Source organism: Fervidobacterium pennivorans DSM 9078, from assembly GCF_000235405.2.
Lineage (GTDB): Bacteria > Thermotogota > Thermotogae > Thermotogales > Fervidobacteriaceae > Fervidobacterium > Fervidobacterium pennivorans.
This window is the reverse complement of record NC_017095.1, coordinates 1,731,051-1,756,167: the sequence shown is the minus strand read 5'-3', so window position 1 is coordinate 1,756,167 and position 25,117 is coordinate 1,731,051. Positions and strand designations below refer to the sequence as shown.

The 25,117-nt window shown below is 38.7% G+C and carries 27 protein-coding genes and 1 riboswitch; of the genes, 10 read left to right on the top strand and 17 right to left on the bottom strand.

Features of this window, described 5'->3' with window-relative positions; all coding sequences use genetic code 11:
- Window positions 1–2: 2 nt before the first annotated feature.
- From FERPE_RS08355 to cobT, 4 genes are read right to left on the bottom strand one after another with little or no spacing between them, the layout of a single operon-like run.
- Window positions 3–752 (bottom strand): adenosylcobinamide-GDP ribazoletransferase, encoded by a 750-nt coding sequence (locus FERPE_RS08355; RefSeq protein WP_014452193.1) that lies wholly within the window; start codon window positions 750–752, stop codon window positions 3–5.
- A gap of 1 nt (window position 753) precedes the next feature.
- Window positions 754–1,431, bottom strand: coding sequence for a cobamide remodeling phosphodiesterase CbiR (gene cbiR, locus FERPE_RS08350; RefSeq protein ID WP_014452192.1), 678 nt, complete (start codon window positions 1,429–1,431; stop codon window positions 754–756).
- Window positions 1,428–1,925 carry a bifunctional adenosylcobinamide kinase/adenosylcobinamide-phosphate guanylyltransferase gene (gene cobU, locus FERPE_RS08345; protein WP_014452191.1) on the bottom strand — a complete coding sequence of 166 codons (498 nt, stop codon included), beginning with the start codon at window positions 1,923–1,925 and terminating at the stop codon, window positions 1,428–1,430. The genes cbiR and cobU overlap by 4 nt, the downstream gene beginning before the upstream one ends.
- Window positions 1,922–2,965 (bottom strand): nicotinate-nucleotide--dimethylbenzimidazole phosphoribosyltransferase, encoded by a 1,044-nt coding sequence (gene cobT, locus FERPE_RS08340; RefSeq protein ID WP_014452190.1) that lies wholly within the window; start codon window positions 2,963–2,965, stop codon window positions 1,922–1,924. The genes cobU and cobT overlap by 4 nt, the downstream gene beginning before the upstream one ends.
- A gap of 125 nt (window positions 2,966–3,090) precedes the next feature.
- Between cobT and FERPE_RS10645 the strand changes: the two genes are divergently transcribed.
- The 3 genes from FERPE_RS10645 (at window position 3,091) to FERPE_RS08325 (ending at window position 6,279) form a co-directional block, all read left to right on the top strand.
- Window positions 3,091–4,041, top strand: coding sequence for a DDE-type integrase/transposase/recombinase (locus FERPE_RS10645; protein WP_014452073.1), 951 nt, complete (start codon window positions 3,091–3,093; stop codon window positions 4,039–4,041).
- A 55-nt stretch (window positions 4,042–4,096) separates the two neighbouring features.
- A riboswitch (cobalamin riboswitch) is annotated at window positions 4,097–4,272 on the bottom strand.
- 133 nt (window positions 4,273–4,405) lie between these two features.
- Window positions 4,406–5,431, top strand: a complete 1,026-nt coding sequence (locus tag FERPE_RS08330) for an extracellular solute-binding protein (RefSeq protein WP_014452189.1) — start codon at window positions 4,406–4,408, stop codon at window positions 5,429–5,431.
- Window positions 5,432–5,583: 152 nt separating this feature from the next.
- Window positions 5,584–6,279: a hypothetical protein gene (locus tag FERPE_RS08325; RefSeq protein WP_014452188.1), complete on the top strand. Its 696-nt coding sequence runs from the start codon at window positions 5,584–5,586 to the stop codon at window positions 6,277–6,279.
- A 372-nt stretch (window positions 6,280–6,651) separates the two neighbouring features.
- Here the strand turns inward: FERPE_RS08325 and FERPE_RS08320 are convergent, their stop codons facing one another.
- Together FERPE_RS08320 and FERPE_RS08315 are read right to left on the bottom strand one after the other, a co-directional pair.
- Window positions 6,652–7,008: a hypothetical protein gene (locus tag FERPE_RS08320; protein WP_041262891.1), complete on the bottom strand. Its 357-nt coding sequence runs from the start codon at window positions 7,006–7,008 to the stop codon at window positions 6,652–6,654.
- 190 nt (window positions 7,009–7,198) lie between these two features.
- Complete coding sequence (locus FERPE_RS08315) at window positions 7,199–8,032, bottom strand: alpha/beta fold hydrolase (RefSeq protein WP_014452187.1); 834 nt, start codon at window positions 8,030–8,032, stop codon at window positions 7,199–7,201.
- Between the two features lie 60 nt (window positions 8,033–8,092).
- Between FERPE_RS08315 and FERPE_RS08310 the strand changes: the two genes are divergently transcribed.
- Complete coding sequence (locus tag FERPE_RS08310) at window positions 8,093–8,563, top strand: hypothetical protein (protein ID WP_014452186.1); 471 nt, start codon at window positions 8,093–8,095, stop codon at window positions 8,561–8,563.
- A gap of 76 nt (window positions 8,564–8,639) precedes the next feature.
- On the opposite strand, the gene FERPE_RS08305 is transcribed toward FERPE_RS08310, so the two are convergent.
- From FERPE_RS08305 to FERPE_RS08260, 10 genes are all read right to left on the bottom strand, one after another.
- Entirely contained in the window at window positions 8,640–9,710 is a 1,071-nt protein-coding gene (locus FERPE_RS08305; protein ID WP_014452185.1) for an ABC transporter permease subunit, read from the bottom strand.
- Between the two features lies 1 nt (window position 9,711).
- On the bottom strand, window positions 9,712–10,776 hold the full coding sequence (locus tag FERPE_RS08300; protein ID WP_014452184.1) for an ABC transporter permease subunit: 1,065 nt from the start codon (window positions 10,774–10,776) through the stop codon (window positions 9,712–9,714).
- The gene (locus tag FERPE_RS08295) at window positions 10,769–12,373 is read right to left on the bottom strand and encodes a sugar ABC transporter ATP-binding protein (protein ID WP_014452183.1); all 1,605 of its coding nucleotides are present in this window, start codon (window positions 12,371–12,373) and stop codon (window positions 10,769–10,771) included. The genes FERPE_RS08300 and FERPE_RS08295 overlap by 8 nt, the downstream gene beginning before the upstream one ends.
- A gap of 132 nt (window positions 12,374–12,505) precedes the next feature.
- Window positions 12,506–13,621, bottom strand: coding sequence for a DUF3798 domain-containing protein (locus tag FERPE_RS08290; RefSeq protein ID WP_014452182.1), 1,116 nt, complete (start codon window positions 13,619–13,621; stop codon window positions 12,506–12,508).
- Between the two features lie 215 nt (window positions 13,622–13,836).
- Window positions 13,837–14,391 carry a thermonuclease family protein gene (locus tag FERPE_RS08285; protein ID WP_014452181.1) on the bottom strand — a complete coding sequence of 185 codons (555 nt, stop codon included), beginning with the start codon at window positions 14,389–14,391 and terminating at the stop codon, window positions 13,837–13,839.
- A complete protein-coding gene (locus tag FERPE_RS08280) occupies window positions 14,384–15,631 on the bottom strand; it encodes a M48 family metallopeptidase (RefSeq protein ID WP_014452180.1) in 1,248 nt (415 codons plus the stop codon). The genes FERPE_RS08285 and FERPE_RS08280 overlap by 8 nt, the downstream gene beginning before the upstream one ends.
- Window positions 15,632–15,650: 19 nt before the next feature.
- Window positions 15,651–16,448, bottom strand: a complete 798-nt coding sequence (locus FERPE_RS08275) for an energy-coupling factor ABC transporter ATP-binding protein (RefSeq protein ID WP_014452179.1) — start codon at window positions 16,446–16,448, stop codon at window positions 15,651–15,653.
- A complete protein-coding gene (locus tag FERPE_RS08270; protein WP_014452178.1) occupies window positions 16,432–17,304 on the bottom strand; it encodes an energy-coupling factor ABC transporter ATP-binding protein in 873 nt (290 codons plus the stop codon). The genes FERPE_RS08275 and FERPE_RS08270 overlap by 17 nt, the downstream gene beginning before the upstream one ends.
- Complete coding sequence (locus FERPE_RS08265) at window positions 17,289–18,068, bottom strand: energy-coupling factor transporter transmembrane component T family protein (protein WP_041262890.1); 780 nt, start codon at window positions 18,066–18,068, stop codon at window positions 17,289–17,291. Before FERPE_RS08265 ends, FERPE_RS08270 begins: the two co-directional genes overlap by 16 nt.
- Before the next feature lie 29 nt (window positions 18,069–18,097).
- Window positions 18,098–18,673: an ECF transporter S component gene (locus tag FERPE_RS08260; protein ID WP_014452176.1), complete on the bottom strand. Its 576-nt coding sequence runs from the start codon at window positions 18,671–18,673 to the stop codon at window positions 18,098–18,100.
- Between the two features lie 165 nt (window positions 18,674–18,838).
- Here FERPE_RS08260 and sufC point away from each other — a divergent pair, with 165 nt between their 5' ends.
- From sufC to FERPE_RS08230, 6 genes are read left to right on the top strand one after another with little or no spacing between them, the layout of a single operon-like run.
- Window positions 18,839–19,600, top strand: a complete 762-nt coding sequence (gene sufC / locus FERPE_RS08255) for a Fe-S cluster assembly ATPase SufC (protein WP_014452175.1) — start codon at window positions 18,839–18,841, stop codon at window positions 19,598–19,600.
- 11 nt (window positions 19,601–19,611) lie between these two features.
- A complete protein-coding gene (sufB, locus tag FERPE_RS08250) occupies window positions 19,612–21,021 on the top strand; it encodes a Fe-S cluster assembly protein SufB (RefSeq protein ID WP_014452174.1) in 1,410 nt (469 codons plus the stop codon).
- A gap of 17 nt (window positions 21,022–21,038) precedes the next feature.
- Window positions 21,039–22,181, top strand: coding sequence for a SufB/SufD family protein (locus tag FERPE_RS08245; protein WP_014452173.1), 1,143 nt, complete (start codon window positions 21,039–21,041; stop codon window positions 22,179–22,181).
- Window positions 22,156–23,415 (top strand): SufS family cysteine desulfurase, encoded by a 1,260-nt coding sequence (locus FERPE_RS08240; protein ID WP_014452172.1) that lies wholly within the window; start codon window positions 22,156–22,158, stop codon window positions 23,413–23,415. The genes FERPE_RS08245 and FERPE_RS08240 overlap by 26 nt, the downstream gene beginning before the upstream one ends.
- Entirely contained in the window at window positions 23,412–23,822 is a 411-nt protein-coding gene (gene sufU / locus FERPE_RS08235) for a Fe-S cluster assembly sulfur transfer protein SufU (RefSeq protein ID WP_014452171.1), read from the top strand. Before FERPE_RS08240 ends, sufU begins: the two co-directional genes overlap by 4 nt.
- 57 nt (window positions 23,823–23,879) lie before the next feature.
- Window positions 23,880–24,242, top strand: coding sequence for a large conductance mechanosensitive channel protein MscL (locus FERPE_RS08230; RefSeq protein ID WP_014452170.1), 363 nt, complete (start codon window positions 23,880–23,882; stop codon window positions 24,240–24,242).
- 49 nt (window positions 24,243–24,291) lie between these two features.
- On the opposite strand, the gene amrB is transcribed toward FERPE_RS08230, so the two are convergent.
- Window positions 24,292–25,092 (bottom strand): AmmeMemoRadiSam system protein B, encoded by an 801-nt coding sequence (gene amrB, locus FERPE_RS08225; RefSeq protein ID WP_014452169.1) that lies wholly within the window; start codon window positions 25,090–25,092, stop codon window positions 24,292–24,294.
- Window positions 25,093–25,117 lie beyond the last annotated feature (25 nt).

The window sequence follows — 25,117 nt, the reverse complement described above, 5'->3', positions numbered from 1 at the left end:
TCTCACCTTCCAAAGGCATGGAATATATAAAATGCTAATAAGACTACCATTTGGGATATTAAACAACTCCCACCAAGCACATCACCTGTGATTCCACCGATTTTAATTTCCGAAACTCTGGAGATTAAGTATGCCGTGGTTATGGTTAAAGCGAGAGAAATAAAAAACATTAGCGGGCTAATGAAAAGTAACGGTATCAGGAAAATCATCGAATATGCTGTGTATCGCTTGTTGTATGGAAAGAGCATAGCACCCAATCCTTTTGGTTTGGCAGGTTTCGAAAAGGTGAGCAAAAGTGCCATTTCATATCTTCCAAAAACAGAGGCAAAAAGGAATGCTTGCCAGTTTAGTGTTGACATGAGTTGGTAAAAGAGCAAGATGTGGAGCATGCCATAAAAGACAGCGAATGGTCCAACATTACCTTTGGACATTATCTCAAGTCTGCGTTCTTTGTTTGACTGGTTTAAAAAGCCGTCGAACATATCAAGAAGACCATCGAAATGGAAGAGGTCAAAGAAATAGTATCCAATAGCCATCGCTCCGAAAATGAAAAGCAATTTGTAATTACTCAAGGAATGAGCCAATAAAACTCCAATGGAATAAATAGTACCAGGGATGTATCCAATCACGGGAAAATATACGGGAATTCGTTTTATTCTTTTTTCCCATTCGTCAATATTTTTAATCTTGACAGGTAGCCTTGAGATAAATGATAAAGTAAGTAAAAAGTCAGTAAGGACTTCTTTCCACATGTTATTCAATGCTCCCAGTGTTATAAATTTTGTCTTTGAATTCCTCCCACAATTCTAAGGACTGCTCCAATTCGTCTTCATCAAATATTTCAAAACAAAGATACTCCACCGTGAAAAGCCTACCTGAAAGTATTTGGTAAACTTTGTCAAGTGTTTCCAAATCAAGTTTTTGGTGGTCTTTTCCCTCAATAACGCCCATCATATGGATTTCGACAATGTTATCAATGAAGCTGTTTTCCACTTTGGCTCCTAGAATATGGTGCCCTACGTCAAAGACTGTTCGTAAATGATTAAATACTCGCTCTTTTAGATTTTCAATAGAAATCTTTGGATGTGACAAAAGAGCGCGGAATAATTTCTTATCCTTTTCCGTGCAATCTTCAAAAGGATGTAGCACATAATTTACTATATCCAAGTTCATCTCAAGGTATTTAAATGCATTTAAAACGTTCGTAATGTTATCTGTTGGAAGATGGACAGTATATTTAATTTGTCTTTCGAGTGCAATTTTGCGTAAATGCTCCTTTTCTTGCTCAAATAACCTGTAAGTATCATCATCCCAAGTGTAAACAAGTAGCTCAATGAATTCAAAGTTACGAAACTTTCGAGTTATATACTCAACGTTTTCGTAATAAGTGCCAGGTATGACCCAAGATGTTGTACCTAATAGTTGGCTCATTTAATACGCACTCCTATTCCGGAGACAACAAGATAAACTTCTTTTGCGAGCTTAGCTAGTCGCGTATTAGTTTTTCCAAGTATTTCGGCATACTGCCTGGCTATTGGATTCTCAGGTATAATTCCCCAACCAACTTCATTGGTGACTACGATAACATCACTACTCATATTGCTTAGAACATCAACGAGCCCATCAATACGCTCCTGAACATCAAGTCGATAATAATAAAGGTTGCCAAGGTAGGTTGTAAGGCATTCAAAAAGGATAACATCGTAGTTGTTATCTATATTTTTGAGAACTTCCGTCACATTGACAGGTTCTTCGAAAGTATCGAAAAGCTCCTTTCTTTCCGCTTTATGCTTTTCTATTCTCAACCTCATTTCTTCATCAAACGGAACACCAGTTGCTAGAAAAGCTCGTTTGGTGTATTTTAAAGCCATGTTTAGTGCAAACGTACTCTTACCTGATTTCATTCCACCAGTTATAAGTATCAAACTGAATCACTTCCTTTCGATACACCCGCATCGTCGAATGTCGCCATTTCTCGTATCATCTTTATTGCCGCTTCTATAATAGAAATTGCCAAAGCTCCACCAGTTCCTTCTCCAAGCCTCATATCTAAGTCAAGAATTGGTCTAAGGTTCATAGCATCAAGTAAAACCTTGTGCCCTTTCACCTTAGATTTGTGACCAGCGAAAACAAAATCAAGCACACTAGGTTCAAGCTTCCAAGCTAGCAAAAGTGCTGCAGTTGTCGGAAAACCATCTACGACGACCGGAATATGTCTGCTTGTTGCCTCAATTATAAATCCTGCCATCTGACCAATACAAAAACCTCCGACTTTCTCGAGTACATCAATAGGATCATCGGCATTGGGTTTATTTATTTCTATAGCTTTTTCTACAGCTTGACGCTTTCTTTCTAATGTATCGTTATCGATAGGAGTACCTATGTCCAGAATCTCGTCTATATCAAATCCAAATGCTACAGAAATAGCCGTTGCAGTTGTAGTATTACCAATCCCCATATCACCTAAAACAAGAAGGTCTGTACCTTCTTCTATCGCTTTCTTCGCTATCTCTTTTCCTTTTTCAATACACTCAATTGCTTGCGTTCTTGTCATTGCAGGACCTTTTGTAAAATCGGCTGTACCATAACCAATTTTTGCATTGATTAAATTTGGATGTGTGAATTCAAAGTCTCCATCGACTCCGGCATCAACCACGTAAACATCCGCTCCAACATGTCTACCAAATACGTTTATGGCCGCACCGCCGTTAAGAAAATTCAGAACCATTTGGTATGTAACTTGTTTTGGATAAGCAGAAACCCCCTGTTCTACCACACCATGGTCGGCAGCAAAAACATAAATTCTTTTAACCTTCGGAAGGTCTGGTATTACTTTGTTCTGGATTAGTCCCATCTTCAAAGCGATTTTTTCCAAGTATCCAAGGCTACCAATAGGTTTTGTCAAATTGTTCAGACGTCTCATGATACTGTCTTTCAAAACGTTTTCAAACATTCCTTTTTCCATACGTAAACCCCCCTTTTGCTTTTAGATAATGTTAACTAAAAGTATTGAAACTTTCCAAAAACCGCATTATCCTTATAAAGAGGGGACACCCCCCAACCAACTCTCGACAAAGGAGGTATCCCGATATGAACAACTCAACGCTCTCTTGTCCAAAATGCGGTTCCACCAGCTTATACAAAAACGGTCATGACAAATACGGTAACCAACAATTCCTTTGCAAACTCTGCCATCATTCTTTCAAACTCTCCCATTCTCACAAACGCAAAAACTTCTCTTTCCCTTATCCCAAATGCACTTCTTGTGGTAAATCTATGCAAATTTACAAAGTCCGTCGCTCTTTCGTTGTCTTCCGTTGTAGAGCTTGTCGTACCAAAGATAGAGTACCTTTTAACCTCCCCGAACCAGTCACCCTTATTCCTGAGAAATTTAAATATTTCCGCTTCCCTATCTTTTTCGTCTTAAAGGCTTTTGTTTTGTATATGAAACACAATATGTCTTATCGCTCTCTTGCTCATTCTCTTAATATCAAAGTATCTCATGTCACCATATACAAATGGGTTATTAAATTGTGTACTTTATTCTCTGTACTTTTTCCAACATTTACCATCGAAAATGTTTTCTCAGTTCATGCTGATGAAACTGTTCTTGTGTTCAAAGAACAAAAGTACTATGTTTGGCTATTAGTTGATCACGAAACTAACTTAATTCTTTGTTGGCATGTCTCAAAGTATCGTGATATGGGACAAGTCAAAGTATTGCTCGAGAAGTTCTTTGGTAATTCAAAACCTAGAAACATTGAACTTATTACTGATGGACTTGGTGCATATGAAAGTGCAGTAAAGCTGTTGTTCAGAAATATCAATCACGTAGTGGTACCGCTCGGTAAAAACAATCAATGTGAATCTAAGTTTTCATTGTTGAAAGACTTTTTCCGACTCAAGCGAGGGCTGAAGAATACGAAGAATTTAGCGAAATATATTCAAGGATTTTGTGTAGTGAAGAATCTTTGGAAAACGCACAATGGTAATATCAATCTCATTCTTTCACACTTACACTCTTTCATCACTACAAGTTAACACTATCTGCTTTTATTAATCAAAGAAAAAATTTCCCAAACAGCCCGAGCTGTCGGGAATTGATTCCCACATAGTCGGTCTCCCGGCTCGTGGATCATCCTACTCTCCACGCCTTCCCAGCTCAAAAACCTGAGCCAGTGGCTTTTATGCGGATTTCGTCCCCACTCACGGTTGCTGGGCAGCCCCGGATTTGCACCGGCGTTCCCATACACTATGTGGGATGTGGTTATTTGTTTTTTATTATTTTACCCCAAAACGTTTGGGTTTTACAACTTTGCTTTTACATAAATTTCTGACTTTATGTTATAATTATTAGAGTAAATGAACTTTTCTGGTCGCAAATTTAACGGGGAGGAGGATGGGCATGAAAAAATTCTTGTTGTTTGCCTTTGTGATAGTCGTTTTTTCGGTATTCTTCTTACTTTCTTCATGCAACAAATCAAGTGTTTTGCGCATCTACAACTGGGCAGATTATATCCCAGAAGAAGTTATCCAACAATTTGAAAAAGAGTACAACTGTAAGGTCATTTACGACACGTATGCATCAAACGAAGAGATGTTTGCAAAGATTAAATCGGGCGGAACAGGATACGACATAGTTTTTCCCTCAGGTGACCACGTTAAAATGATGATTAATGAAGGACTTTTGGAAAAACTTGACTTAAGCAAAATACCAAATTTCAAAAATATCGACCCTATCGTCTTATCTAAAACAACATATGACCCAAATCACGAATACTCAGTCCCATATATGATGGGCGCTACAGGTTTGATAGTGAACAAGAAATACCTCAAAGACTACGAAAAGTCTTGGAGTATATACGAACGTGCTGATTTGAAAGGCAAAATGACACTCCTTGACGATATGCGCGAAGTTTTTGGAGCTGCGTTGAAATACCTTGGGTATTCGGTGAACACAACAAATCCAGACGAAATCGAACAAGCAAAGCAAGTCATATTGAAATGGAAAGAAAATATCGTCAAATTTGATGCAACAACTTATGCACAAGGTGTTGTGAATGGGGAATTCTGGGTTGTGCACGGATATCCTGAGAACGTGTTCCAACTGATTCCTGAAGAAGATTTAGAGAATTTTGAGTTCTTTGTTCCAAAGGAAGGTGGAACACTCTGGATTGACAACATGGTAATTCTAAAGGATGCCAAAAACAAGGACCTGGCATACAAATTTATAAACTTCATTCTGAGACCAGAAATTGCAGCTCAGATATCTGACTATTTGATGATACCATCTCCTATCACCGATGCACAAAAATATAAAAAAGTTGAGCCACTCTACACGCTCGACGAACTTGGCAACTGCGAAATAATAGACTACATTGGAGAACATATTGATCTGTACAACAAAGCCTGGGAAGAGATAATCAAATAATCAAAAAGCAAACTAAAATGTAGGTAACAAAGCGGGGCTGGTAAAGAGCTCCGCTTTTTTTGTAGCAATCTTTTGCAAATACTCCGGAACAAAATAAGACTATTTGTTGTAGAATAGTGATAGCACGTCGAAAACACCATAGAGGTGGTAAGATGATAAAGATATTTAAAGAACAAGTTGAGTCGGCCGTTAAGTTATACGATTTATCTAGCGAACTTCTAAACATTGAGAAAGCACTTAAAAAAGTTAGAAACACCTTCCCAGACTTCACACTGCAATCCACACTTGTCAAAGTTGCGGTTGTAAATTCACTTTATAACACCAATATCTTCAGGGTGTATGATGTTGCCTATCATATATCAGAAGTTGTCTCGCAGGAAGGGATTACTTTAGAACCTGAATTTGTGGATAAATTGTCAACTGTTGTACTTAGAAATAATGGAGACAATGGAAAAGAAAAACACTACATAAGCTTTTCTTCAGCTTTAGCTCATATTTTCTTAAGTGAGAAATTCCCTATCTACAATTCCGTCACAACCCGTATGGTAGTTTACCACCTAAACGAGGAAATTAAAGCTAGCAAGAAATACTCAACTTACAGCGATTTTTATCACGATTTTTATATGCTTTTGAATTCTCTTGACTTTAAAACGTCTGTTTCAGAATTGCATAAATACCTTTGGATTTCAGGAGAATACAGGAAATTGAACGGTATAAGGCCGTGGGAGAGTCCAAGCAACGAAATCAATCCAGATTTGAAAAAGTTGTTCAAGAGAAGTGATGAAAATATACAAAAACTTCTGAAAGATTTGATAAAAGACTTATATGGACCTCTGTTTTTAGAGTAGGTGTTTTTTAAACCATACGTTGTCAACATGCCTTTCTTGTGGAGTTATTTTGAAAGATAACACACTCATTTACATCTTAAAACAAGAAAATTGTCACTCGATGTTAGAATGAGCAAAGATAGCAGAAATATTCTACTGGCATCGAAAAGTTAAGATGCAACAGAATACAAATGCCGGTTTGGGAGGTATCAGTGATATTTATGAGTGAGATTATTTCATGTTTCCTTTCAAATTAGCGAAAAAAATATACCAATAAAGCTAATAAGCCTATTATGGATAACCCTATAACAACATCATTCATCCAGGCAGACCAGAAAGTCCATAAAACGCTCTTATTTCCGGCAAGATTTTGAAAACGTTGACAATGTCCTCCTAAGTGAATCTTTCCGGCTTTCTAACAGTGATAAACAGATTTCCCACTTGTCCGTTAGGCGCGAAATATCCTACAAGGTAGTATTTTCCTGTTTTTGGCACAGCTATCGTCTTTGTAATGTGAATCCAGGAATTTGTATCGGTCACAGATTCATAGAACGCTTGTGGTGGGTCTGTTGATTCAAATAGAAATGCACCCATATCATGTGGAATTTCAAATGGCAAATTGCTTGTTTTTGGCAATCCCGGACCTACGATTGCAACTGCTGGCTTTAATTCTTTGTACTTATCAGTTTTAGGTGTACCCACCTGAAAGTACAAACTCTCGCCTTTTACGGCTCGGAATGTCAACCACACAAAACTACCATCCTTTTCTTGGAATAGCGTTAGATATATCTGTGCCGGACATGTTTGAAACTATCGGTGAATGGGAAGAACTGAGTATTGAAAAGACAATAGACATAAGAGAAAACTTACGTGCTTTTTCATATACACCATATAAATAAATCTCCTCCGTTCGCGTTTTAATTAACCCATTGAAGAATTTTTATAATTTCCAGTTTCTAACAAATGTACTTATCAAATAACCAATCTCTTTCGGCTTTTCAACTACAACTGCATGTCCTGAATTTGGAATTGTTAAATGCAAGGCATTTTTTAGTTGTCTGTAAATTTCTTCGCTAAATTTCTTTGGTTTTATATTATCTTCTTCAGCTGAGATAATTAAAACCGGAAATTCAAAATTCTTGACTTTCTCGAGTAGGTTTAGGTCGTTTAATCTAAGAAACACATTGAGCAACCTCACAGCACCTTCGTAATTAAATCCTGTGAGTCTTGAGGCAATAATCTGAGATAGATTGTTGATAGAATTTATGTACCCTTCACTGTACACATCTGTAAGCCAGCTGTTGACAAAAATTTCAGAGTTTCTACTTTTGGCACCATCTTTCCATCTCAAAACTTTGCTTTCCATGACTTTGTCAACACGTGCTGTAGAAGTGATAATCATCATCGCCTCTACGTATTCTGGATACGTTGCTCCAAAAAGCATACCAACTTCTCCGCCATACGATGTGCCAATGAACTTAGCCTTTTTAATGCCAAGGTAATCTAAAAGTTCTTTTAGATCTTCCACATGTCTTTCAAATGAACATTCTTTATCTTCTGCACAGCCAGAACCCCACTGACAGCGGAAATTGTGAAACAACACTGGAATGTTTTGAGGAATACCTTTTGAAAGTATTTTCCAACTTTCATAGTGCATAAATATGCCGTTCAAAAAGACTATCGCGACAGTTTCACCATCCAAATCATCGTTTTTCTGGCAGTTGTACTCGTACTCAATCTTTATACCATCTGAGGTTAGGAACTCATCCTTCATATCATTTCACCTCCATTAGTGGTATAATTATTATGTACTAAAATCAAGGAGGTGCTGCTTATGAAACGTCTTTCCATACTGTTGGTGCTTTTACTATCATTTATCTTGATATTTGCTGCCTCGAAAGAGCAAAAGTCAAAAGTGCCCGATATAACTTTGCAACTTTCGTTTTATCTAAGCCAGAATTTTGGCTTAAATTTCTCCGTTGGAATCTCAGCCACTTATGATTTAGTTGAAGGAAAATCAGTGAAGTTGCCAAAACCTAAGAAACACCCACATGACATTGAGATTAAGTATCCTAAGGGCAAGAAAGGTGTTGAGGTTGAACTAGTCCTCGATTCGGGATTTACTTTCAAAACAGAGAATGTCACGGTTAAAGAACTTGGGAAAAACAGGTATCGCTTTGAACTTGCAAAAAGCTCAGGACCTTCCTATCTAATTATTCTTTCAGGAAAAGATGTTTTGTTTGCTATAAGTGCACTACCAACCTCTACAGGTAAGGTTATGATTTCGTACTGGTACAGAAAATGATTTGAACGGTGAATAGTAATCAACTTATGAAAAAACGGGGGACTTGTCCCCCGTTATTGTTTCTCGAGATATTCAATTAATGTTTTGCCTTTCTTGCCCTCCAACCATGCATTGCAAGTGCAAATGCGATAACAGCATAAGCCATAAATTCTCTGAAGAACTCTCCTATCTGTGGCTGCCCGAACAATCTGTTACCTGCGCTTGGTGCAACGACAAAGAGTGTATGGAAAAGTATTACGCCGATTATAGCGTTCCATATAGAGGCTTTTCTAACGGACGCACCACCAACTAAGAGCGCAGCAATTGAGAAAAGACCTATCTGCTCATGACTGTTGTATGTATTTATCGTTCCTATGTCTTGTAGATATATGACCTGCCCAATTGCCGCAAGTACAGTTGAGTAGATGACCGCTATAATTCTTGTTTTGTCGACGTCAATACCGGCAGTCCTTGCGATGTGCATATCCTGACCAACTGCTTTGAAGTCCTGCCCAAGTTTTGTCTTCAAAAGAAAGGTTATGAATAAACACAACCCCACTACAAATAGAAGCGGGATGATAAATATGTTTATAAACTTTATGTTCACAACGAGTATATCATTCAATGCACCTGCAACCGTCCCATAAAGGTCTACGGTGTTCCTCAAACCAACACCCTGTGGTAAGAGCATATCTGTCTTCGAAAATGGTATAAGTGAACCAATAAAGAATAAGAATATGAGCTGATAAACACCATTTGCAAAGAACCCAAGAATCATGGACGTTATCATCTCTCGTCCTTTTGCCCTGTTTAGTGTTAAACCGACAAGCCAACCAAGAAAGATTGAAAGTAGGCTTGCGATAATCATTGACAGTAGAACACCTTTTACACCCGTGATGTTCCAATCCACAACGAAAAAGAGTGCAGCTTGAGCTGCCATAGCACCCAAGACTATCGCAAAATTCAAGCCAAGCCCCGCAACAACTGGTATTATAAGTGCAAGGACTAAGAATGTATTTCTACTAAGTCTTCGAACAACTTCGGATATCAGGAACAAAGGAGGAATCTTTGCTGCAATAACAGCCCCTAAGGTAAGTACGAAGAAAGTTATGGGAACTATATTGTTCAGAAGGATTAATTTTATTCTGTTTTTTACATTCTTTTCCATATCAGTTTGCCTCCTTTGGCGCGCGCGTCAGTGCGTAGAGTATCATGCCATTACTGACTATGAGTCTCATAACCTCGGTGATATCACCACGTGTTACTTGACTCAGCACTGGCAACGCGACAGTCAGAAGAGTTTGAAAGATAACTGTTCCCATTACAACGTTTGTTATAGTAGCTCGCCTTATTGAAGCACCACCTATTAGAATTGAAGCAACCGCGGGAAATGTCATAAACAAAGGTGCCTGGTAAAGTTGTACAAAACCATAGCTTTGAGCATACACAATGATACCTATACCTGCCAAAACTGTTGACAGGATAACCGCATTTCTTCGCGCAGCTCTTGGCTTTATACCTGAACTAATCGCGTACATTTCATTTTGACCTACCAAATCGATAGACAATCCCGCCCGTGTTTTGAAGAATAAATATACAATGAAACACATTAAGGCAAAGAACAGTATCAAACCAGTTGGAAAGTATAGGTCTCCGAAGATTCTAAACCTTAGGAAGTTGTTCAAAACTTTATCAAAGTATCCCTGAAGTGTTAGCGTATATCTCAATCCCACGCCACCAATTGCCCATACCATCTCAGGATTTCTAAAAGGAAGCACAAGCCACATAATAGACATAAACGCAACTATCGAGTATCCAACATATGTTTCCACCATCATTTCCTGACCACGCACCTTGTCAAGCAACCAAGCGTATATCCAACCAAAAATCAGGTTAAAGCCTATCGAAATAACAACTGCCACAAAAAAACCTATAGGTCCCATTATCTGATTTTCCATGACGATAAGCATTCCCAACAACCCACCAATAATACCAACGGGTAATCCAAAGTTCGGACCTATGCCTGCTCTAATTGTTGGAAGCATAGCAAGAACTAATACACCGTTCATACCAATTCTCACCAATGAATCGCTTATTAATCCTGGTATTGAAATTGTAGTAAACGCAGCCAAAACAAACAAAGATAATAGAAAAAGGATGATAACCAATATTGGGATGTCGACTTTCCTAAAAATCTGTGTAACTAAGCTCTTGATATCCATAGTCTCACCCATTTACTTTTACCTCCTTTAACTCGCCAGCCATAGCTAAACCAAATTCAACATCTGGAGCTGTTGGTGGTAGGACTGCAGCGAGCTTACCTTCAGCAACGATTGCTATTCTGTCACATATAGACTTCAATTCTGCCAATTCACTCGAGGTAAGTACGATGGTAATCCCATGCTCTCTGTTGAGTTTTACTAAGTAATCAAGCACAAGTTTTTTTGCACCGACATCTATTCCTCGTGTCGGCTCTGATACAAACAAGAGCTTTGGATTCAATGTAAACGCACGTGCAAGACAGACCTTTTGTTGGTTACCACCGCTGAGTCTCCTTACAGGTTGTGTAGGTCCTTTGCATCGAATGTCCAGCTCTTTTATCAAATTCTCTGCATGTTGTCTAATAGCTTTTCTATCGTATACAGTAAAGCCCAAGAATTTCTTTGTAAACATTCCAAATGCTGTGATAGCGGTTGCAACTATGTTCATTTCGACAGACTCGTCAAGTAATAAGCCAACACCCCTGCGGTCCTCAGAAACATAAACAATTCCACTCTTCAATGCATACATTGGAGAATTTAACTGATAAGACTTGCCCATATAAGTCACATCACCTTCGGCAGGGTAGAGTCCAAAAATACCGTTCGCAATTCCAAGCTTACCCTGACCAGCCAATCCACCAATTCCTAAGATTTCACCTTCTCTTATATCAATCGAGAAATCTTTAACTTCCTCACCCGGCATATGAACTTTCAGATGCTTTATCGACATTATTACATTATTTTCACTTATCTCTTTCTTTCTCGGCGGAAGTTGAACATTTTCTATCTTTCGACCAACCATTTTTTCTGCAATTTGGTATACTGTAAACTCTTCTTTCCTGCCCTCAGCAACAACTTGACCATCTCTAAGTATGACTATCCTATGCGCCACTTCGAGTATTTCGTGCAGACGGTGAGAGATAAAAATTATAGAAATACCTTTTTCGGAAAGTAATCTGATAATGTTCAATAAATTTTCCGCCTCTGATTCAGTTAAGACAGCGGTAGGTTCATCTAATACAAGGAGCTTCAATGTTCTTTTGTCAATTTCGCGCGCTATTTCGACAAATTGTTTATGAGCAACAGGTAATGAAGCAACGTATTCCATCTCGTCAATCGAATGCATCTTAATGGTATCAAGTGCTTGGCGCGCATCTCTTCGCATGGCCGGGATATCTAAAGTTTCGAGTCTTTTTCCCTTGGTCCCTAACATCTTACTGAGTAAGTTAGGTCTGGTAATTTCTCTGTTAAGCTTTATATTCTCCGTCACCGTAAATCCAGGAAGTAGCATAAATTCCTGGTGGACCATTCCTATTCCAAGCTCCATAGCTTTCGATGGAGAATCTATATCAACCTTTTGCCCTTCGAAGATAATTTCTCCTTCGAATCCTCCTGTGGAATGTATAACCGGCATTCCAAAAAGAATGTTCATGAGAGTCGACTTACCCGCTCCGTTTTCACCTACCAGTCCAAGTATCTCACCTTCTCCCACTGAGATAGAAACGTTCTTCAAGACCTGGTTCCCGTAATAAAACTTTGAAATGTTCCTCATTTCTAAAACAGTTTTCATAGCTCATCCCCCTATTTAAAGGCTCTAAAAGACGTCCTACACTGAGAGAAAGAAACAAAAAACCCTAAGGTTTAATTGAAAGGTGTCGGCAGCCGCCGACACCTTGGTTTCAAATGTTAGGCTTTAAACGTATTAGAATTTGTCAACTCCAAATATGACTGATTTGTGGATAAACATGTAGTAGTTCTTGTAAGGATCAAGAGTTCTAACCTGCAACTCAGCTTTTGGATATTTCTTTTTCGCTTCTTCTGTCACTATAAGTTTTATACCGTTGAGATTAGTTGGACTAACTTTTTTCTGTACCAGAGCTTTAGCAATCTCTACTCCAGCTTCTACAAAGAGCATGTTCATTGGAACTGGCCAAGTTGCGAACCTACCCGCACCGCCCATTTCAACGATTTTTTGGTTTACGACTCTAAGTATGTAGGTCATATCACCTTTCTTATCATCTGGTATTTTAATTCCAAGTGTTCCTGGGAATCCGTGTGTTGGAGATGGACAGCATGGTTCGAGATAATAACCGCCGTGCTTGAGAATTGCTTTCTGGAGTGGTTCCTGCATACCACAGTTTGTTGAGAAGAAACCGGTCTTTGGACCGTATTTTGCAAGTTGTCTTGGAACGTCTTCAAGTATAAACTGCTGTGCACCGGTCAAACCTTGTTCACCAAGTGGGTCTGGAGCAGAAACGAACACGAAGTTGATACCCATTTCCTTAGCTGTCTTTTCCATGATGTCTTTTCTCTCAGCAAGTAGCTTATAGCTCATGTGTCTCGGGAATGAATAGTGGATAATCGTTTCAACACCCAGCTTCTTTGCGAGTTCAACGATTGTCCTTCCACGACCAGGTGTGTCAACTTCAAGTATGACGTCGGCTGCGGAAGAAATAACCGCTGGGTCTTCGTGAGGAACACCGACAACAAAAACAATGTCCTTTCTCATTTCCTTAACCCTTCTAATGGCCGCTGTTGTGCCAGGAACACCTTGACAAATAACTATCGCTTTAACTTGAGGATCGTAAGCAAGTTCTACGATTCTTGCGATCGTTGTTTCTTGCTCTTGCATGAATTTGTCTGGGTACGTTACGTGGATAATTTCTTTTCCGTATTTTTTAACAACGTTTTCCGCACCCCTGTACTCATCCTCACCTTGTGAAACCGTTCCCGTGACAACACCTATCTTGAAACCAAGCGCAGCGTAAAGAGAAGTGATGAATAGAGCGACCACGAGCAATACCGCCAGTTTCTTCATACCCAATCCCCTCCCCTTGAATAGTGTGGGTCATGATAATTATATCACGAATGCTTAGGGTTTAAAAAAACTGCATTTGCTTTACTTAAGCTGTAAATTCTGTTAATTTATTACCTTCTTTGTTTCTTTTCATCTCTTTATCTTTACAAAATCTGATTTTTGCGCACTTTTGCTTGAAGAAAAAGAGTTTATTGTATTTAATCAATGCCCACGAATTATTTTTTCTTCTTGCTTTTTTGATACACTGCAAGTCCCCACAAACCTCTGCCAGCTTCCATTGCTTCGCGTTGATACTGCAAGAAGTAATCAACATACTTTACATTGGGCTGGACCGTCATAACTTGTGCGTAGCCTTCAAGAAGAAGTATCGCATTGAACATCTTGGTTCTTATCTCTTCATCAGTTATCTGACTTGGTTTTTCGAGCCAAACGTACGCAAGTAGTCTTCCATATCTATCCTTTTCTTGGACATCGAATTCCAAGTAAACTGTTCTTCCTGTTAGCATTTTCTTTGTGAAGGCTTTTGCTTCAGGACCATATGGTTCTACGCGTTTAACAGGGTGGTTGGTCTCTGGTGTGTTAACTCCGATAAGTCTAACTTTGTACTCTTCACCAGCCAAGTTTACCTTTAGAGTATCCCCATCAACAACTTCAACAACGTAACACTTTTTGTATTCACCTTGTGATTGGAAAAACAGAACAAGTGCTACAATAATTGCAATTAGAACACTACTTAGTGAGGTAGTTTGTTTTTGACGTTTTCTAGCCATCTCTATCAATTACCCCCATTTCCATCAACCTTTTAATCCTCTCTTCTGGTGCAGGATGGTTGTAATGCCAGACCTTGTAAAGTGGCATTGGGTTGGGATTTGATAGATTCTCTTTTACTAATCTTTTCAAAGAAGATATCAAAGGTTCTGGAGTGCCTAATAGTTTGGCAGAGTATTCATCCGCTTCGTATTCCATCTTTCGGGAAAGGTAATTCAAAATTGGTTCTAAGAAAAACACCAGCGATGAAACGAATAAAAAAGAATAAGCGAATACTGTGTATGGCTGAGAAACTCCAAAAATTCTCGTTTCGAGAATAAATCGGTAAACTACGTTTGTAATGTAAAGCACAAATGATATGAATACAATGTCTATTAACAGAAGTTTCGGTATATGCTTTTTCACATGATGTCCAAGCTCGTGTCCAACAATCGAAAGAACTTCATCATGATTGTAGCTCAAAATCGTATCGAACAACACGAGTCGCCTTGACTTTCCAATACCGGTGAGATAAGCATTCTGCTTTTTTGTTCGCTTGGACGCATCCATTTTGTAAATATGTGGAACCTTAACACCCGACTTATCCAACAATGCTCGCAATTTCGATTTTAACTCCTCATCATCCAATTCGGAAAATTTGTAAAAGAGGGGAGCTATAACTAACGGTTGGATAATCATGAAGAACAACAAGAATGCAGTCGATAGTATCGAAAGTTGCCACCACCAGACTGTAAACTTGTTCAAAAGCCACATCATGATGGAAATTATGGGCACACCTATGATAACTCCAAGTATGATTCCGATTATCTGGTCTCTTACAAATAATTTTGGAGTTGTTGTGTTGAAGCCGTATTTTTGTTCAATAACAAAGATGGAATACACTTTGAATGGCAGTTCAACTAAATAATCAATCAAAGCATAGATTCCAAAGAATAATAGCGACTGGACTATGAATGATCCCTTGCTTTCCAGGACTTTTTCAAGAAATGGAAATAGGAAAAACACGTAAACCAATGTGAGAATAAGCGATGTAATCTTCATAATCACCCCGAGGGTAACTCTATCTTTGAGATACCTCTTTGCTTTTTCAAAATCTTCCTCGGAAATCTTGTCTTTTAGCACATCTGGTATCTTCGCATTTGGACTTGTGGAGTATCGCATGTTTATAAGATCAAGGGTGATATCCCACAACACCTTGAGAACAATCACAGCGATAAATAGCAAAACGAAAGAATTCAGCATCGAAATCCCCTCCAGCTTCTCAAACTCTCAAATTTTTTATCTCATCATAATTAACACCAATTCTCCGAGCTAATTTTATAAGCCATGGTACTTCTAAGTGCGCCTTCTCCAAAGCTCTATCATCAGATAGCACCTTTTCAGTTTCACCATCTGATATTACAACACCATCGGTAAAAACTATCGTTCTGGAAAAATTCTCAAGGACAAAGTCCATATCATGGGTAATTGTTATTACAAACTTTCTTAATGATACAAGTTGTTGAATAATTTCGGATATTAACTTTGTTGAATATCTATCTTGAGCAATAGTGGGTTCGTCAAGTATTATCACTTCTGGTTCCATAGCAAGAACTGATGCAAGGCAAAGAAGTTTTCTTTCAGAAAGGGTTAAATCATACGGATGTTCTTCTTTTTTATCACTAAGTCCCACAATTTCAAGAGCCCTTAACGAGTTTTCGTAGGCCTTATGTTTATCTTTAAAAACATTCAACGGTCCAAACATGACCTCGTCCAAAACCTTGCTTTTGAATATTTGATCCGATGGATTTTGGAAAACCAAACCAACCGTCTTTGCAAGCTTTGCAGCAGTTGTATCTTTTGTATTTTGACCAAATATCCAGATATCGCCCTTCGTTGGTTTCAAAAGAGCCTTTAATAGCTTTACAAAAGTAGTCTTACCAGCACCATTTTGACCAACAATAGCAGTAGGTCTCTCATCAATGGTAAGCGAAATCCCTTTGAGAACATATTCTTCGCTTTTGTATGCAAACCACAAATTTTCAATTTTTATCGACCTTTCATTAACCATTTGTGCCATGCCTTTTGAGAGCTCCTTTCAATACTTCAACCGCTTCTTCAAAATGCACTGGATATTTGCCATTAGGCTTTCTTGCGTTTAGTTTTTTACACACAGATGTGTATATTGGTTCACCAACATTGTATTCATCTATTTCCCTCATTGAAAAAATCTCTTCAGGAGTGCTAAAACCTATCAGTTTTCCTTCGTGAAGAAAAATAAGCTTGTCCACATGTTCAACAAGCTTTTCAAATTTATGTTCTACTAAGATTATTGTAATTCCCATTTTCTTCAACTCAGATAACACTTCAAAAACTTCCGTTGTCCCTTGCGGGTCAAGTTGTGACGTTGGTTCGTCTAATACTAAAATCTCTGGTTCCAATGCGAGCACACTAGCAATAGCAAGTCTTTGTAACTGTCCTCCGGAAAGTTCAAAAGGGTTTTGGTCTCTTTTGCTCCAAAGGTCCAACCGGCGAAGAATTTTCTCAACCTTTTCAAGTATTTCATCTCTTTCCAAGCCAACGTTTTCTAACCCAAATGCTACTTCCTCAAAGACAGTCATTTTTGCTCCACTGATTTGTGAAAATGGATTTTGAAGAACCAAACCTATTTTTCTTACCAATTTTTCTTTAGGAATATCAAGCACATCTGTCCCATCGATAAGCACTCTACCCGAACGTTTTCCACCGAAAAATGAAGGTACCAATCCTGTAAGCGCCAAACACAACGTAGATTTACCAGCTCCGTTCCTGCCGATAATCCCCACAGACTCTCCTGGAAAAATCGAGAAACTAACGTTATCTAGAGCTTTTATTTTGGAAAGTGGATATGTGTATGAAAGGTTTTCTACAACGATTTTTTTCACTTCAGTATCCACAAGGTAACCCTCCAAACAACAGCGATGACCAAAACAAATTTCATTATAAATTTAACAAACCTGTCGGTACGCGTTTCCGGTATCAATTTAACAAATGTAGGTCTTTTAGTGGCACCGAATCCTCTCACTTCAATAGCAACCGCTCTTTCCCTTGCTTCAACAAGGGAACTCAAAACAAGAGGACCGATAAGAGCAAAAAAAGCTTTTAATTTTTGAGAAAAGTTTCCTTCTGTCTCAAGACCTCTTGAACGTTGGGCATCTATTATTGTTGATGCAGCGGAGAGCATTTGAGGAATGATTTGGAGAACTGATGATAGGATATAACCTAGCTTTGGTGACAACCCTTTCTGAACAAGGTTTGTCACCATATCTGAAGGTCTGGTCGTTAATATCAACAATCCAAAAGCTGTTATCATATTTACAATGCGTATTATAAGCAACGTTGCATGGACCAAGCCTTCTTTGTAAAATTTCAAGTCACCGATTGTAAAAACAAGCGTGGCATTTTCTTTGTAAAACATTCCTTGAATCACCAACATCGTCAGTGAAACAACCAAGACAGCACTTACAAATCCAACCATATTTTTTAAAACACGCGCCACAAGTGAAAGAAAAACGGAAATTGAAAGAAAGAGAAGTCCCATCCAAATGGATGGGAATATAAAGCTCAAAATAACAGATGTAAATGCATACCAGAGTTTTGTCACAGGTTCAAGCTTGTGAACAAAAGTGTCTTTGTCCACATAAAGACTTACTGTTTTCAAAGCCCTAACCTCCAGAAGCAAACCATGAGTTACTGCTCCTGTCTAAAGTTATATATTAACGATTTTGGTAGTGCTCTGAAAATTCCATAGGCAATGAAAACTGTAAGAACCTTGTCCACCAAATCTACTACGAGCTCGTCAAAGAAAGAAGCCAACCAAATACCAACGTTTTTAGACCTAAGGAAAGCAAAAAGCGCGTCTCCCCACACATTACCCGTCTGACCTTCCCAAAAAATGACATTTATAGGAACAGATATAACCGTTGCAACAATAGCTATAATTAAACCACTTATCAAAGCTCTGAACGCGTTCTCAAACATCTTTGCTTTGTAAAGCAAACCTGCTGTAACACCAATTCCAATGCTTGTAAGTGCGTATATAAAAGATACAGGCCCAGCAGTCAAACCGTAAATAATGTTGTTGATCGCCCCACTGATACCACCAACAATCGGACCAGCAAGCATAGCTGCAAGTACAGTTCCTATAGAATCAAGCCAAAGAGGAAGTTTCAAAGCCTCTGCAAAAAACTTACCTGCGTAGTTTATACCTACCGCTACTGGAATAAGCACGATAATCATAGTTGTTAATCTCGAAGACTTCGCCATAGAACCTCCCCCCTATACTAAGATAATGTCGCTTTATTATTATACCTCATCTCCCCCCATCTTACAAAATTTATACATAGTCTACTTTACAATCCAATACCATATGGTATAATAAATTAGGAATAACTAAGTAGATAAAAATGACTAATTGTTGGAGGTGTGATTATGCTGTTGCAAGTAAAAGATTTGGTTGCAAAGCTGAGAGATGAAGAGAAAGTTATACTGAAAGGGGTAAACTTGGAAATAGGTGTTGGAGAAGTTCATGCGATAATGGGACCAAATGGGTCAGGTAAGTCAACGCTCGCAAATGTGATTATGGGAAATCCGAAATACGAAGTTGTCACTGGTGATATATTGTTTGAAGGTGAATCGATACTCGATTTAAGAACGGATGAAAGAGCCCAGAAAGGAATAATGATGACGTTCCAAAATCCTTACGAAATTGAAGGAGTTAAACTCGACCAGCTACTTTTAATTGCGTACCGCAAGTTACACGGAGAGGATAAAACTTTCTTCCAACTCGACAAAGAGATGAAAGCACTTTTGAACGAAGTTGGTCTTCCATCAGAATTTCTGGAAAGATTTGTTAACCTCGGATTCTCCGGTGGCGAAAGGAAAAAGGGAGAAATATTACAGGCTAGATTTCTGAAACCAAAGCTTTTGATTTTGGATGAGATTGATTCGGGTCTAGATGTTGATGCGTTGAGAATTGTTGCGGAGCAGATTAATAAACTGAAAGAGGAAGGCACTTCGTTGCTGATAATTACACACTATGCGAGGATCTTAAATTACCTGGATGTTGATAAGGTCCATGTGTATGTCGATGGTAAGGTTGCATTGACAGGTGATAAATCACTCGCATATGAGGTAGAAGAAACAGGATATGCGATAGTGAATGGCACAGTTGATGCCAGTTCATCCAAATAGGGGGGATAATGATGAGTGACCTCCATGAACTTTTGTACGAACTAAAAAAACGGGAAGATTTTGAGATAAGAGTGAATGTTCAACCAGCGATAAAATTGCCGGCGGGATTGAACAAAAAGCTTATATATGAAATATCAGAAGCAAAAAACGAACCTGCTTGGATGACTGAGCACAGGCTTAAATCTTTTGAGATTTTCGAAAAATGGCACGAACCTGACTGGGGTGTTAGCCGTGAGGAACTAGACTTATCAAAGATAGTTCCATATGTAAAGCCAAACGCTAAAAAAACCACCACATGGGAAGAAGTGCCTGAAGAAATCAAACAAGCATTTGACAAACTGGGTATACCGGAAGCAGAGAGGAAATACTTAGCAGGAGTCGGTGCTCAATTTGATTCTGAGATGATATACAAAAACATCAAAGAAGAACTGAAAAAGCTCGGAGTTATATTCACAGACATTGAAACCGCTGTTAGGGAATATTCTGACCTTGTCAAAGAACACTTCATGAAACTCGTTCCTCCAACGGATAACAAATATGCTGCACTCCATGGAGCACTCTGGAGCGGTGGAACTTTTCTCTACGTGCCGAAAGGAGTGAAAGTCCCTCTACCACTGCAATCTTACTTTCTTTTCGGTAACCCTGGCGGTGGACAATTCGAACACACGGTTATAATTGCCGATGAAGGTAGCGAGGTAACTTATATAGAAGGTTGTACTGCTCCACGATACGATGTTGTAAACCTGCATGTTGGAACAGTCGAAGTGTATGTCAAAAAAGGGGCAAAGATGAAATATTTAACAATGCAAAACTGGAGCAAGAATATGTTCAACCTTGAAATTAAACGTGCAATAGCGGAAGACGATGCGGTTATGACCTGGGTCTCAGGTTCGTTTGGTAGTTACAAAACGATGGTTTATCCTGCAACGATACTCAAAGGCAATAATTCCGTTTCTGAAAATATCTCAATTTCATTCGCAGGTCCAGGTCAGCATATAGATACAGGTTCAAAGGTAATTCACATAGGCAAGAATACACGTTCGACCGTTGATGCAAGAAGTATAAGCATTGGTGGAGGCTGGTCTTTCTACAGAGGTCTGCTAAAGATTATGGAAAGTGCAAAAGGTTCAAAAGCAAGCGTTAGCTGTACTGGTCTTATGATAGACAACAAATCGAAAAGTGACACAGTTCCAATAATCGAAGTTTACAACACAGACTCCGATGTGGGGCATGAAGCAAAGATAGGAAGAATCAAAGATGAGCAGATTTTCTATCTTATGAGCAGAGGACTGAGTGAATCGGAGGCAAAAGGACTTATCGTTAAGGGGTTCATACAACCAGTTGTCCAAGAACTTCCGTTTGAATACGCAATAGAATTGAACAGGCTTGTCGATATGGAAATTGAATCCTCGATAGGATAATTAGGGTGGTGAATGGTATGAACACAACGAAAATAGAAAAGACCTTAAGATTGGAGCATCAAAATTTACGAGGCATTGTTCCTCAAAGAAAGACAATAGACACTGAGGATTACAAGGTTGATGACTTCAAACCCAGTGGGAATAACCTGCTCGATGAATGGAGAATAAGAAGGCTTTCTGAATACCTAACCTATAAGTTCCCCATGTGGAAAAGGACAGGTTTAAAGAGCCTTTCTTTGCCAAATGTTTTACCATACAAAGGTTTGGAAGCACTGGATATTGATGGTCTGAACTTACTCGAAACGCTTGACTTCGAGGGGACTGACAGAAAATTCGTTCTACTTGCAGATGTCTTTTCTTCGAGTGGAGAATATATCGTTGTGGAAAATGATACAACGATTGTTGTCAACGACGTTAGCCAGTTTGACAACACGCTAATTGATATAAGAAATGGAGAGTTGAATTTTGTCCGAATCGTAGAAAACCCATTTTTCATCGGTAATCTTAGAATAAAGGTGAGAAGAAACGCAAAACTTAATCTATACAACCTCTATTTGGGAACTTCTAAAGACGACTTGCTAATTTCAAATGTTTTCATAGACGTCGAAAATGATTCAAAAACGATAGTTAAAGATTTCTACTTTGGTGGTAAAATAAATGTAGGTTACTTTGGTATGCGAGTTAACGCAGAGAATGCGTATGCCGATATACGCCCATACTATCTTGGTAATGAAAAAACTGTTATCGATATACTGTACCTCATGAGATTTTATAAACCAAACAGTTATGGAAATGTTGATGCAAAGGGCGTACTTACAGACGAAGCAAAAGTAGTTTTCAGAGGGATAATGGATATTCTTAGCGGTGCAAAAGAAGCGGAGGCTCATCAAAGTAACCATGCTACTTTGATTTCGCTTAAAGCAAAAGTTGAAGCAATACCAAGTCTTATGGTTGATGAAAATGATGTCGTTGCATCACATGCGGCAAGTAGTGCTCCAATAGATGAGAACATGGTTTTTTACCTGATGAGCAGAGGTATACCAAAAGAAGATGCTCAAAAGATGATTGTTCGCGGGGTCTTTGAGACACTGAAAGATGAATTAAAACGATACAATCTGGAAGGGGTCGTTGAGCATGCACTCGACAGTGTTCTCGGATGAAGAGTTTTTCAAAATACTTGAAGACTTTCCTGTGTTGAAAAGAGAGGTAAATGGGAAACGGTTAGTCTATTTGGACAATGCTGCAAGTACTCTTAAAAGCAAATCCGTCATCGAAAAGATGACGGATTTTTACCTTAATCACTACTCTAACATCCACAGGGCAGTGCACAAACTTGCAAGTGAAGCTACTGTTGCTTATGAACAAGCAAGAGAAAAAATAGCAAAGTTTCTTAACGCAAACCCAGAAGAAGTTATTTTCACGAGCGGAACAACGCTGGGAATAAACTTCTTGGTAAATTCACTTGTAAGAAGTGGTATGTTGAATCCCCAAGACACAGTTCTTCTATCTCAAGTTGAACACCATGCGAACCTTGTCCCATGGGTAAGGCTTTCAAAATTCTACGGGTTCAAAGTGGAATATATAGAGGCAGATGATAAAGGTGTCATCACAACCGATGCAATTCTAAAAGCGAAATTGAAAAATCCAAAGGTCGTTTCAATCACTGGTCAATCAAACGTTACCGGTCAAGAAATGCCCTTGGAATTGATTAGGGAAACATTCAAAGACTCAATTTTCATAGTTGACGGTGCACAACTAGTGCCCCACAAGAGAATCGATGTTAAGAAGCTCGATATAGATTTCCTAGTCTTTTCTGGTCACAAGATGATAGCCCCAACAGGTATCGGTGTGTTATACGGGAAGAGAACTCTTTTGGAAAAGTTAGAACCATTCTTGTACGGCGGAGAGATGATAGACAAGGTCACATTTGAAGACGTTACTTTCAACATCTTGCCATACAGATTCGAGGCAGGGACACAACATATTGCAGGAGCTGTTGGACTAGGATACACGATAGATTATCTTGAATCTATCGGATTTGAGAAAATAGAAAAACATATTGCAGAACTTTCGAAATACTTAATGGAAAGATTATTAGAACTTGATTTCGTGGAGGTTTACGGTCCAATCGATGATTCTCACAGATCTTTAGTATCATTTAATGTGGAAGGAGTCCATCCACACGATGTCTCGCACATACTTGATGAAAATTTTGGAGTCGCAACAAGGAGTGGTCATCACTGTGCACAACCACTGATGAGTGTATTAGCACGTGGGTCAAAAATAGATTTCCCAAATTCCACAGTTAGAGCGAGCGTATATTTTTACAATACAAAGGAAGATATAGACATCTTAGTCGAAGGATTAAAACACATAAAGAGGTGGTTTGAATGATATATTCGGAATTCATAATGGACTATTCAAAGCTTAAAAAATTCCATGGGAAAATAGAGAACGCACACAAGGTCGAAGAAGGTAAGAATCTCTCGTGCGGAGACGAAGTCACATTATATTTCCTTTTCGATGGTGATAAAATCGTCGATGTGAAATTTGAAGGACACGGATGTGCGATAAGTCAGGCATCGACAAATGCAATGATTGAACAAATCATAGGCAAAACAAAAGAAGAGGCTATGCAAATCATGAAAAATGCGGAAAATATGATGCTTGGAAAAGAATTTGACGAAAATATCTTAGGACCTATTGTGAATTTTTACGACGTGAAGAATTATCCAATGAGGGTTAAGTGCTTCCTCCTTCCTTGGAAAACTTTGGAATTAGCGCTTAAATCAGAGGGTTAGAAAAGTACTTTGAAATTTATTGAGCAAGTTTCAATTTACCAGGAAGAGGTGGTATGTATGAAAAAGGTTTTCCAAGAGTTTTCGAACTTTCTAAAACAGTACAACGTCATCGGACTTGCTGTAGCAATCATTATCGGTGGCAAACTCAACCAACTCGTTACCTCTCTTGTAAATGATCTGATCACTCCTGCCATTTTGCAACCTGTGCTCACTAAGATGCACCTTGGAAAAATTGAGGAAATTCAGTGGCACGGTATCTACTGGGGAAGGGTTATTTCTGCTGCTTTAGATTTTCTTATCGTTGCTTTGATAGTCTTCTTCCTTGTTAGAGCGATGAACAAAGCTGCTGAAAAAGCAAAATTAGCAGCAGAACTTGCAGCTAAAAAGCTTGAAGAAAAAGTAAAGAGGGAAAAAGATTAAAAATCAAAAAGCCCAGAGCTGAGCTCTGGGCTTTTTTATTCTTGAACTCTTACCACAAAATGAAAGAAGCATATCCAACAGTGTAAGAAAAGTCCTGCGAAAACTCCGCACTCGTAGTGTGATATACGAGTTCGGCGTTTTCAAACAAACTTCTAACAACCGCAACAGGTCCAGGACCGCACATGGTTATGTCGTATTTTTTCAAATCTTCGTAAAGACCCTCCAAATCGTTACTAATTATTCTCGTAATAGCAATCTCATCTTTTTTCATGGTTAATTCATGTGGATCATAATGGTTGAAATCAGAAGAAGCAACAACTAATGTATCTGGATATTTCTCAAGAATTTTTCTTATCCTTTCAGCAATAAAGCGGGCCTTAGTGAGTCGTTGATCCATCATACAGATGGGAACTATTTGAAATTCACCAAATGCGTGTATTAATAACGGTAGTTGAACTTCTATAGAGTGCTCGTACAAATGGGCACTTTCGTCTTCTTCAATTATTTTTCCGTCTATTATTTCCTCAGCTATTATAGAGTTTACCCTAACACTTCCATTTGGAACGAACCACTCACCTTCCTTCCAAACAGAGACCGAAGCACCGTAACCTGTGTGATTAGGACCTAGAATGATTATGTTACTTGGCTTACCAAATTCAACAGCTTTTTTAATACCCAATCCTGCGGTTTTTCCGCTGTATATGTACCCAGCATGCGGTAAGATAAGACCTAATGGTTTTTCAAGACGATTTTTCGGTTTTTCACTTCCCAGAAAAGCTTCACACATGCTTGTCAATTGATTTGGAGTTCCAGGATAAAATTTTCCAGCAACCACAGGTCTTCTGTTCATTTTACTCACCTTTCCTTTGAACAAA

Coding starts and splice junctions, on each gene's coding strand:
- FERPE_RS08355 (WP_014452193.1), bottom strand. CDS start 752: ATGTGGAAAGAAGTCCTTACTGACTTTTTACTTACTTTATCATTTATC.
- cbiR (WP_014452192.1), bottom strand. CDS start 1,431: ATGAGCCAACTATTAGGTACAACATCTTGGGTCATACCTGGCACTTAT.
- cobT (WP_014452190.1), bottom strand. CDS start 2,965: ATGGAAAAAGGAATGTTTGAAAACGTTTTGAAAGACAGTATCATGAGA.
- FERPE_RS10645 (WP_014452073.1), top strand. CDS start 3,091: ATGAACAACTCAACGCTCTCTTGTCCAAAATGCGGTTCCACCAGCTTA.
- FERPE_RS08330 (WP_014452189.1), top strand. CDS start 4,406: ATGAAAAAATTCTTGTTGTTTGCCTTTGTGATAGTCGTTTTTTCGGTA.
- FERPE_RS08325 (WP_014452188.1), top strand. CDS start 5,584: ATGATAAAGATATTTAAAGAACAAGTTGAGTCGGCCGTTAAGTTATAC.
- FERPE_RS08315 (WP_014452187.1), bottom strand. CDS start 8,032: ATGAAGGATGAGTTCCTAACCTCAGATGGTATAAAGATTGAGTACGAG.
- FERPE_RS08310 (WP_014452186.1), top strand. CDS start 8,093: ATGAAACGTCTTTCCATACTGTTGGTGCTTTTACTATCATTTATCTTG.
- FERPE_RS08305 (WP_014452185.1), bottom strand. CDS start 9,710: ATGGAAAAGAATGTAAAAAACAGAATAAAATTAATCCTTCTGAACAAT.
- FERPE_RS08300 (WP_014452184.1), bottom strand. CDS start 10,776: ATGGGTGAGACTATGGATATCAAGAGCTTAGTTACACAGATTTTTAGG.
- FERPE_RS08295 (WP_014452183.1), bottom strand. CDS start 12,373: ATGAAAACTGTTTTAGAAATGAGGAACATTTCAAAGTTTTATTACGGG.
- FERPE_RS08290 (WP_014452182.1), bottom strand. CDS start 13,621: ATGAAGAAACTGGCGGTATTGCTCGTGGTCGCTCTATTCATCACTTCT.
- FERPE_RS08285 (WP_014452181.1), bottom strand. CDS start 14,391: ATGGCTAGAAAACGTCAAAAACAAACTACCTCACTAAGTAGTGTTCTA.
- FERPE_RS08280 (WP_014452180.1), bottom strand. CDS start 15,631: ATGCTGAATTCTTTCGTTTTGCTATTTATCGCTGTGATTGTTCTCAAG.
- FERPE_RS08275 (WP_014452179.1), bottom strand. CDS start 16,448: ATGGCACAAATGGTTAATGAAAGGTCGATAAAAATTGAAAATTTGTGG.
- FERPE_RS08260 (WP_014452176.1), bottom strand. CDS start 18,673: ATGGCGAAGTCTTCGAGATTAACAACTATGATTATCGTGCTTATTCCA.
- sufC (WP_014452175.1), top strand. CDS start 18,839: ATGCTGTTGCAAGTAAAAGATTTGGTTGCAAAGCTGAGAGATGAAGAG.
- sufB (WP_014452174.1), top strand. CDS start 19,612: ATGAGTGACCTCCATGAACTTTTGTACGAACTAAAAAAACGGGAAGAT.
- FERPE_RS08245 (WP_014452173.1), top strand. CDS start 21,039: ATGAACACAACGAAAATAGAAAAGACCTTAAGATTGGAGCATCAAAAT.
- FERPE_RS08240 (WP_014452172.1), top strand. CDS start 22,156: ATGCACTCGACAGTGTTCTCGGATGAAGAGTTTTTCAAAATACTTGAA.
- sufU (WP_014452171.1), top strand. CDS start 23,412: ATGATATATTCGGAATTCATAATGGACTATTCAAAGCTTAAAAAATTC.
- FERPE_RS08230 (WP_014452170.1), top strand. CDS start 23,880: ATGAAAAAGGTTTTCCAAGAGTTTTCGAACTTTCTAAAACAGTACAAC.
- amrB (WP_014452169.1), bottom strand. CDS start 25,092: ATGAACAGAAGACCTGTGGTTGCTGGAAAATTTTATCCTGGAACTCCA.